Here is a 7,180-nt window from a genome sequence, read left to right on the forward strand (position 1 = left end):
TTCTCCGGCAAAGTACACCGCCCCCGAACTGGGCTCGAGGCGCTTCAGGATCAGGTTGAGCAGGCTGGACTTACCCGCACCCGAGTGCCCGACCAGAAACACAAACTCGCCTTTCTTGACTTCCAGGTTCAGATCAAACAGGGCTTTGGTCTGGGTGCGGGCGTACTCGAGCGTCACCCGGTGGAAGTGAATCATCGGTATCCAGGGTACAACAAGACCTGGGGGAGCATAAGTATCTCCACATTAGAATTTTCAGGAGGAGGGCTGCGGGGGTGCACCCTCCCGCGTCAAGGTCAGGTGGGGCCACTGCACGTCGTTAACCTGGGTTGCATCAGGCTTCCGGCTCATCCCTCAAGTCTTCATAACACCCGCTAGACCGCTTATGCTGAGACCATATCGCAACCCGCGATTTGCTGCTGCACCGATCCCGGCTTCGGCCTCGAGCCTTCGGCTTTGGGCTGACCCTCATTGTCCGCCAGTGAACACTCCGCTCTCATTCATTGCCGCTACACTATTAACTTAGGTGAACGAAAAGATGAAGCGGAGAGCCTGGATATTCGTGGTGGGTGGCATACTGGCCGCACTGGTGTATGCCCAGTTGGCAGGGGGAGGCGCCGAGGCTTTTGCCCGCAACCCCACCGGACAAGCCCTGATGCAGACCTTTCAACTGATCCAGAGCCAGTACCTGTCACGGCTGGAAAGCGACCAGCTCAACCGGGTGCTGGAAGGAGGAATCCGGGGTATGCTGGGCGCCCTGGACGACGAGTTTACCAGCTACTCGCCCCCCCAGCGGGCCAACCTGCGCCATCAGGACATTCAAGGGGAGTTTTTTGGCATCGGAGCTACCCTCGCACCCAACGAAAATGGGGGCGGGGCCCGGGTGCAAGGCGTCATTCGCGGTCTGCCGGCGTTCAATGCGGGCGTCAAGGCCGGCGATGTGATCGTAGAGGTCAATGCCGAAGACGTGACCAGACTTGATGTCAACGAAATTGTCGCCAAAATTCGCGGACCACAGAATACCCGGGTGACCATCGGGGTTCGCCGCGATGGAACCAACGCCATCATGCGCTTCGAGATGATCCGCCAGCGGGTGCAGATTGTATCGGTCTCTACCACCGTGCTGCCGGGAAATGTGGGCTACGTGGCCCTCGAGACCTTTGGCAATGTGCGGGTAATCGAACAACTTAACGCCGCACTAAATCAGATGCGGCAGCGGGGCGTGCAAAAGCTGGTCTTCGATCTGCGCGATAATGGGGGTGGCCTGCTCGATCAGGGCTGCCAGGTAGCGCGGGCCTTCATCCGCGAAGGCCCCCTGGTGTTTACCCGTACCCGCACCGAAACCCGGCTCTACTGCGAGGCCAACGGACAGGTTGCCTGGCCCGGCCCCATGGTGGTCTTGATTAACGGCAATTCGGCCTCGGCCTCGGAAATTGTGGCCGGGGCTATGCAGGACACCGGTCGGGCCAGGGTCATTGGCGAAACTTCCTTTGGCAAAGGCGTTGGACAGAACGTGATTGACCTGGCCAATGGCGGCGACCTGACGCTGGTGACCTTTGAATGGCTCACCCCCAAGCGCCGGGGCATCAACCAGCAGGGCATAAAGCCCGACATCGAGGTCAAAGACACCCGCTTTGAAGTGCCGGTATCCTTCGAGGGCACTGGGGCCAAACCTGGTGAAAACGTAACCATCACCATCGGCGGCCAGAGCTTTACCACCAGGGCCGATGCCCAGGGCAAGTACAGCTTCAGCCAGCCCCGCCCTGCCATCACCTTGCCTGCCGAGCGCGGTCAGGCCGAAGTAGACTTGACCAGGGACGCCATCCTGCGCCGGGCATTGGAAGAGCTCCGATAACCTTTGCGTTTGTGGCGGTTCAATAACCTGAGGTTTATACCGATGCAGGCCCAGCAAGTATGTCGCAGGTCTCGGGTCGCAGTTCAGAAGCGATCAGCTATGGGCTATTAGCTATCAGCTAACGACCTGTGACTTGCGACTTTCGGCCTTCGACTTGTTCCCTTTTGCACCCTTGCCTTTCGCTTTCGGCCTTAGGCTTTACTTGTGGCGATGATCTTGCTCGAAGACCTCAGCAAGCGGTACGGCAAATTTGTGGCCCTGGATGGCCTGAACCTCGAGGTTCGGCCCGGCGAGACCCTGGCCCTCCTGGGCCCAAACGGCGCTGGCAAGAGCACCACCATCAAGGCTCTGGTGGGGTTGCTGCGGCCCAGCCGGGGCCGGGCGCTGGTGAACGGGGTGGATGTCTGGAAAGACCCGGTGCGGGCCAAGGCCCAGTTTGGCTATGTGCCGGATCGGCCCTACCTGTACGGTAAACTTTCCGGGCTCGAGCTGCTGCGTTTTGCCTCCGGGGTGTACCAGCTCACCCGAATAAAAGCGGAGGCCCGCATCGAAGAGCTACTGGTGCAGTTTCGCCTGGATCGCTTTGCTTCTTCTCTGATCGAAACCTACTCGCACGGAATGCGCCAGAAGCTCTCGCTGGCGATGAGCCTTCTGCACGCCCCACAAGCGCTTATTCTGGATGAACCAATGGTGGGTCTCGACCCCCACGCGACCCGGCTGGTCAAGGACTTGCTGCACGACTATTCCAAGGATGGGCGGGCAGTGCTATACGCCACCCACCAGCTACACCTGGCCGAACAGGTCGCCGATCGGGTGGCCCTGGTGCACCGGGGCTCCTTGCTGGCGCTGGGTTCTCCCAAAGAGCTGCTTAACCAACACGGCTCCGCCGATCTGGAGGAGTTTTTCCTGCGCCTCACCGAGGACGCCAATGAACCCGAACCCGTCCTGGCCTAGGATACAGCTCTCTGTGGCTCCACTGCCTGTTTCTCGCTGCCTACAGCCCGGCAAATATTCAGGCCCCGTGGGCAAAACCGTGCGGTTCGTCCGATGCTCAAGTGGGCGCTGCTCAGGGTAACTCGTGGACTGATCTGGCGGGAGTAGACGCACCCTTCACGAAACCGGAGCGACCCTGAGGCGGTTTTCAAAGCAACCGGGGATGCCATCAATTTGAAAACCGCTCTAGGGCAGCGAACCGATCCCAGGGAAGTTTTCGGTCGCCGATACCCCGGGGTATTTCCCGAAACCCCCCTGGACACCGCGCTACCGACTCTGCATTTCTACTTTGATAACATAAGCGCCCTAAAGTATTACTTACATAGCATACCCGAGGCTCGGCGTATGCCTGCTCCTTCCGGGAACAAACGGTAGTGCGCAAGACCCGGTTTTTGACGCAGGAGAGCAGCAAAACCCTTTTGTACGGGTGCACTAACCAACCGTTACGGCTGATGTGGGCTGGTAGGAAAAGTTATAATCGCGTCCGAGGCTACAGATGCGGGGGCGTAACGTTTTTCTACTGGTTCTGGTGGTGGCAATGATGGTTTTCGCCTGGCGTAACTGGGCGGTTTTTAGCGAGAACCGAACGCTTTCGCTGATTTTTACCCAGGTGTCCGCGCCCTTTGGCATCGTGATGCTGATCATCATGGCGGTGCTGGTGGTGGTCTATTTCATGTACACGGTGGGGCTCGAGGCCGCAGCCCTGCTCGAGGTCAAAAGATATGCCCGCGAGCTGCTCTCCGCCCGAAAACTGGCCGATGAGGCCGAGGCCAGCCGCTTCTCGGAGTTGAAAAAGTGGCTCGAGGGCGAACTGGTTCCTATCAAGGCCCAGAGCCCGGCGGGGCTCGAGGCCAGGCTCAAAGAGGTGATGGAGCGCATTGACCGGGTAGAGCACGAACTGCGTGAGGATATCGAGAAGGCCGGCAATACCCTGGCTGCCTACATCGGCGAACTCGAGGATCAGCTTACCGGCCAGGATAAGCACCCCCCTCGGCCCTAGCGGGCGACCCGGCCCCGACTGCCACGCGTTGAGCAAATGGGGCAAACCCGCTAGACTAGCCTGGGTTCTGGTTCTGTCGGAATCACCAGTATGCTGCGTGGGGGCCGTTAGCTCAGTTGGTCAGAGCAAGCGACTCATAATCGCCAGGTCGCGGGTTCAAGTCCTGCACGGCCCACCAAATTCCAAAATTGGTCAAGTCGCTTGCGCTGGCCTGACGCGCCCAGCCTGTCGAGGTGTATCTGGAGCTGTACTGTCGCTCTCCGGATGGCGAGGACGTTGATAGCCGATCGCCAGGGTCTAAAACGCTACAGCGGGCGATCTGGAGAGTTTTTTGACGACATCAGAAAAAGCCATTACGAACCGCCCAAAGACCATAGACCGGCGCCCAGTGCACAGCTCGCCAACTTACAGACTCAAATCAATCCACCCACCACACCACAGGCTTTTTTCTTTATGCTCATTGGGTGCAACGGGTCATCGCCAAGGCCGGCAAAGACAAGAAGGTACGCAACTTTTATCCAGGGCTTTTCGCCGATGAGCTGGAAGAAGCCCCCAGCGAAACCGGCATAGTCAAGGTATACACCCAGGACAAACACTTCCTGGGTATAGGCTACTATGACCCCAAAAGCCGTGTTGCAGTGCGGGTCTACCGCTTTGACGACGGGCCCCTGGACAAGAAATTCTTCCTGCAACGCTTCGGGCGGGCCAGGGAAAAACGGGCCAAGCTAGACCCGTTTCACCGGCTGTTACACGCCGAAGCCGATGGGCTGCCAGGGCTGGTGGTGGATCGCTTCGGTGGGGTACTGGTGGTGCAGGTGCGCAACCGGGCCATGGAGGCCCTGCGGGAAACCTGGCTGCCGGCTCTTATCGAGGCTGCCCAGCCGGTAGGCATCTACGAACGTTCTGATATGGATAGCCGTCGGCAGGAGGGGCTGCCAGAGAAGGTGGGGGCCATCTATGGCAAGGTGCCGCAGGTGCTGGAAGTGCAGGAGGACGGGCTGGTCTTTTCCATACCGCTAGATCTAGCGCAAAAAACCGGCTACTACCTCGACCAGCGCGAGAACCGCCGGCTACTCGAGCAGATGGCCCAACCAGGCCAGCGGGTGCTGGACGTGTACAGCTATGTGGGAGGGTTTGCCCTGCGGGCGGCGCGCAAAGGGGCCTATGCGATGGCGGTAGACAAAGACCTGGACGCGCTGGGGGTGCTGGATCGCACGGCTTCCCGCCTGGGTCTAAGGGTGGATATTCGACAGGGAGATGCTGTCGAAGTGCTGGAAAGGCTGGCCTGGAGCAAAACCCCCCCTTTCCAGCAGGTGTTGCTCGACCCCCCCGCCCTGGTCAAGAAGCCCGACGAGCTGCCCAGGGTCAAGCGGCTGCTGGTGGATTTACTGCGGCCCGCCCTCCGGCTCCTGGCCCCTGAAGGGTGGTTGTGGCTCTCGAGCTGTGCCTACTACCTGGGGGTGGACGAGCTGCTCGAGGTAACCCGCCGGGCCGCAGCCGATGAAGGCCGTCGGCTACGGGTTCATGCCATCCGCTACAACCCCTCCGACCACCCCTGGAGCCTGCATGTGCCGGAGTCGCTTTACCTCAAAACCGCTATTTTTCAGGACGATCCGCTGTAGAAAGGCGCTTTGTTGGCACGGAGGGGCGCGGTTGTCAAAACCTGCGGGCCGCTTATGCTGGTAGGGTGCAGGGAGCAGGTTTGCCTATCCGCGATAGCATCCACATCAGCGTGGAGGTGGTCTATGCCGAAGGGCATTCGAGGCCGGGGCAGCATGTGTTTGTCTACTTCATCACCCTGGAAAACCGGGGCCACGAGACGGTGCAACTGTTGAGCCGAGAATGGTTCATCCACGATGGCGACGGCAAGGTGGGGCATGTGCAGGGCGAGGGCGTAGTGGGCGAAAAACCTGTCCTGGAGCCAGGGCAAAGCTATCAGTACAACAGCTTTTGCCCCATCGCGCACCCACCGGGTTCGATGCGGGGGTATTACACCTTCCAGAACACGCTGGGCGAACTGTTCCTCATCGAGATTCCGACCTTTGCCCTGAGGCTTCCCCCCCAGGCGTCGCGCACTTTGAATTGAAGGCCGTGCACCCGGTGGCTAGGGGTAACCAGACCAGCCGGTTGCACTTTTTCGCTCCCATCTTTGCCTGTTGACACCCCAGGCAGCCGGGCTGCTAGGCTTGTGGATATGAGTTCGTATCCCTGGCAGATCAAATGGCCTCTCCTGGTTTTATCCCCCGAGTTGCATCTCGAGGACGCCGGCGGGCGCAATCTCCTCACCTTCAAGCAGAAGATTTTCACCCTGCGCGAGGCCACCTCGGTCTTTGCCGACAAAAGCAAAAAGCAGCTACTCTACACCCTCGAGGCCGACCGCGTAATGGGCTTTGGGGCCAGGCACTTCATCAAGGCTGCCGCCGGGCAACCGATCGGCAGCTTTGAAAACGACGGCTGGAACTCGCTGTGGCGCACCCGCTACTTCGTCAAAGATGCCCAGGGCAACGTAATCTACCATGTGCGGGAAGAGAACCCCTGGATCAAGGTTATCGAGGGCATCGCGGGTATTATTGATGAAATTCCGCTGATTGGGTGGGTGGCTGCCGGGGCCATGCTCTACTTTCTCAACCCTACCTATCTGGTAGCCGACTCCTACGGCCACAACCGCTACCGTATCCGCAAGCAGCGTTCCCTCTTCGAGCGGCGGTTTTTACTCGAGCCCATCGAAGCCGTGCCCGAAGAATGGGAAGCCTTTACCCAACTGACCGTCATGCGACTGGTGCAGCTGGAGCGTCACCGGGGTTAGAGCGCTTTTCACCCTGGTTTAGTCAGGTAACCGCAGGAAGAACGGCGTCTGGGTCTACACACTGGCTATCAGCAATGCTTTCTATTCAAAATGCTCGAAGAAGGCCTGGTACTGCACACGGCTAAGCTGTTGGCGCAATTCTTTTGCTATACCAGGGTGTTTGTTCTGGATCAGCCAGGTTACCAGGCTTTCAATGAGAAGGTCGGCTTCCAGGTGGTAAAACTCGCGCCTGAGACGAAATTCCACTAGCCCTGCCCAAAAACCCAGGTGGGTCTCGAGCAGGCCATGAACCAGATTCCAGACCGCCTCGTTGTGTACCGTAGTAGCCGCAGGGAGTTCGCTCGAAGGCCAGGGCTTGATCGGTTGGAGGCTCAGGTTCAGCGTTGCCGGGATGCGCTTTGTCCAGGTAATCAGGGTTTGGCGGGTTGGTTCGAAGCCCGCAGGAAAGCTGGTGCTTAGCTTGATCTCCCCTTCCTGAAAAAGCGTGATGTGCAGGGCGGCCCTGTCTTCGAGGGCCAAGACCCCCGAG

At 59.3% G+C, this 7,180-nt stretch carries 8 protein-coding genes and 1 tRNA gene; 7 read left to right on the forward strand and 2 right to left on the reverse strand.

The features are described from left to right. Window positions 1-195: ATP-binding cassette domain-containing protein (locus Q0288_RS15410; protein ID WP_299432338.1), on the reverse strand; the 195-nt coding region annotated here is incomplete at its 3' end. A 340-nt stretch (window positions 196-535) separates the two neighbouring features. Here Q0288_RS15410 and Q0288_RS15415 point away from each other — a divergent pair. The 7 genes from Q0288_RS15415 to Q0288_RS15445 all read left to right on the forward strand — a co-directional run bounded on the left by Q0288_RS15415 (window position 536) and on the right by Q0288_RS15445 (window position 6,651). Then, the gene (locus tag Q0288_RS15415; RefSeq protein ID WP_299432355.1) at window positions 536-1,852 is read left to right on the forward strand and encodes a S41 family peptidase; all 1,317 of its coding nucleotides are present in this window, start codon (window positions 536-538) and stop codon (window positions 1,850-1,852) included. Between the two features lie 210 nt (window positions 1,853-2,062). Further along, window positions 2,063-2,806 (forward strand): ABC transporter ATP-binding protein, encoded by a 744-nt coding sequence (locus Q0288_RS15420; RefSeq protein WP_299432358.1) that lies wholly within the window; start codon window positions 2,063-2,065, stop codon window positions 2,804-2,806. Between the two features lie 535 nt (window positions 2,807-3,341). Beyond that, entirely contained in the window at window positions 3,342-3,845 is a 504-nt protein-coding gene (locus Q0288_RS15425; protein WP_299432341.1) for a DNA cytosine methyltransferase, read from the forward strand. 101 nt (window positions 3,846-3,946) lie between these two features. Then, window positions 3,947-4,023: transfer RNA gene (locus Q0288_RS15430), tRNA-Ile, on the forward strand. A gap of 286 nt (window positions 4,024-4,309) precedes the next feature. Continuing rightward, on the forward strand, window positions 4,310-5,467 hold the full coding sequence (locus Q0288_RS15435) for a class I SAM-dependent rRNA methyltransferase (protein WP_299432343.1): 1,158 nt from the start codon (window positions 4,310-4,312) through the stop codon (window positions 5,465-5,467). A gap of 80 nt (window positions 5,468-5,547) precedes the next feature. Continuing rightward, the gene (apaG, locus tag Q0288_RS15440) at window positions 5,548-5,931 is read left to right on the forward strand and encodes a Co2+/Mg2+ efflux protein ApaG (protein WP_299432346.1); all 384 of its coding nucleotides are present in this window, start codon (window positions 5,548-5,550) and stop codon (window positions 5,929-5,931) included. Between the two features lie 108 nt (window positions 5,932-6,039). Then, on the forward strand, window positions 6,040-6,651 hold the full coding sequence (locus Q0288_RS15445; protein WP_299432349.1) for a hypothetical protein: 612 nt from the start codon (window positions 6,040-6,042) through the stop codon (window positions 6,649-6,651). 81 nt (window positions 6,652-6,732) lie between these two features. On the opposite strand, the gene Q0288_RS15450 is transcribed toward Q0288_RS15445, so the two are convergent. Beyond that, window positions 6,733-7,180 (reverse strand): hypothetical protein (locus Q0288_RS15450; RefSeq protein ID WP_299432352.1); only part of this gene is annotated, 448 nt, incomplete at its 5' end.

The sequence above is a fragment of the uncultured Meiothermus sp. genome, from assembly GCF_937863175.1.
Classification (GTDB): Bacteria; Deinococcota; Deinococci; order Deinococcales; family Thermaceae; genus Meiothermus.

Excerpts from the sequence above, each read along its gene's own strand:
- Q0288_RS15415 (WP_299432355.1), top strand. The coding sequence starts at position 536 with ATGAAGCGGAGAGCCTGGATATTCGTGGTGGGTGGCATACTGGCCGCA.
- Q0288_RS15420 (WP_299432358.1), top strand. The coding sequence starts at position 2,063 with ATGATCTTGCTCGAAGACCTCAGCAAGCGGTACGGCAAATTTGTGGCC.
- Q0288_RS15425 (WP_299432341.1), top strand. The coding sequence starts at position 3,342 with ATGCGGGGGCGTAACGTTTTTCTACTGGTTCTGGTGGTGGCAATGATG.
- Q0288_RS15445 (WP_299432349.1), top strand. The coding sequence starts at position 6,040 with ATGAGTTCGTATCCCTGGCAGATCAAATGGCCTCTCCTGGTTTTATCC.